We start from the raw sequence: 1,305 nt of genomic DNA, 5'->3' as shown, positions 1-1,305 counted from the left end.
CGCGACCGCGCCGCCGGCCGCGAGGCCCTGGCCGGCTTTGATTTCGGCAGCGAAGCCTTTGAGATGAGCTTGCGGGACGGGCAATTGCGGACGATTGCCGTCAAGCAACCGGACGCGCCATTTGTTTTGAAAGGAAACGGGAATACGATGGCGTCAGCAGTCTACGGCACTTCCCCCCTGCCACAGCTGATTGCCAAGGGGCACGTCGGCGCGGAAGGCGACCTCCCGGCGGCTCAGAACTTTCTCGACCTCTTCAGGCTGGAAGCTCAATTCTGACCGCTGGCACGGATTTGCATGAACAAGGCGAAACCGAAAAAGCTGCACGCAAACAGAAGCGGCTTTTTGCGTTGGGTGCTGCACAGCAACGGCACATTACCTCTGGAAGAGCTTCAGGCGGCCTGCCCGAAACTGACATCCGAAATCTTTGCGGCGACCGTAACCAACGCAGACGGCGAGGCTAACCTGGACGAAGTGCATGCAGCCCAATCGGCCGGCCTGCCGGCGCCGGCGTGCCGCTAAGTCCCGGTGCCGTGTGAAACACGGGATTTCCCTAGGGTTCATTCTATCTTAAATTGATCGGAGCAGGTTAGGAGGTAACGAGGCTCCACTTATTTTGCTAGGGGAACCAAACGATGAACCCAATCGACCAACATGTAGGCAATCGCATCCGTCACTGCCGCTGGATGAAAGGCATGTCACAGCAAGACCTGGCTGCTCGCTGCAATGTGAAGTTCCAGCAAGTTCAAAAGTATGAGACTGGCGTCAATCGCGTCAGCGCATCGAGGCTTTGGGAGATTGCTGAAGCTCTTGAGGTTGAGGTCTCCTATTTTTTCGAGGGTCTGAACGTTGATGGGCCCACGGGCTCTGAAACTGACATAAGCCGCAGCCCGCTGCTCGAGAAAGAAGCTGTTGACCTAGTGCGGTCCTACTATGGCATCCCTGAGAAGAGCCGAACTCAGCTACTCTCTCTAGCAAAATCACTTGCCGCATAAAGTGATGCACAGGATCCCGCCAGCATTCCACTGCAACACTACGGCTAAAATCAAAATCAGCCCGTGATTGAGGGGAAGATTGCACACTGCTACCCATGGGCAAGGCTGGAACAGCGTCTTCCATCCGTATCCCCGTGAAAGCGGAAACCGCTAGAACACACAATAGAGCAGCTCAGGGGGGCGGAAGGCATGAATAGGAGAGTTGGATGCAGGCACAATTCATCTCAGCTGCCGTAACCGCTGTGCTTTCCGTCGCGGGAGCACCGGGCCATTCGTCGGCGGCCGAAATTCTTAGGTGCGACGTGGAGTCGTT

At 56.5% G+C, this 1,305-nt stretch carries 2 protein-coding genes and 1 pseudogene; all 3 read left to right on the top strand.

Features of this window, described 5'->3' with window-relative positions:
• Window positions 1–276 (top strand): annotated as a pseudogene (locus KUV26_RS23480) (transcriptional regulator); the annotation flags it as partial.
• 18 nt (window positions 277–294) lie between these two features.
• Complete coding sequence (locus KUV26_RS23475; protein ID WP_222510274.1) at window positions 295–519, top strand: hypothetical protein; 225 nt, start codon at window positions 295–297, stop codon at window positions 517–519.
• A gap of 113 nt (window positions 520–632) precedes the next feature.
• Window positions 633–992, top strand: coding sequence for a helix-turn-helix domain-containing protein (locus KUV26_RS23470; protein WP_222510273.1), 360 nt, complete (start codon window positions 633–635; stop codon window positions 990–992).
• The last annotated feature ends 313 nt before the right edge of the window (window positions 993–1,305 follow it).

The organism is Leisingera daeponensis, from assembly GCF_019801465.1.
Lineage (GTDB): Bacteria > Pseudomonadota > Alphaproteobacteria > Rhodobacterales > Rhodobacteraceae > Leisingera > Leisingera daeponensis_A.
Note: the sequence above shows the minus strand (reverse complement) of the source record. Positions and strands in the feature narration are given on the sequence as shown.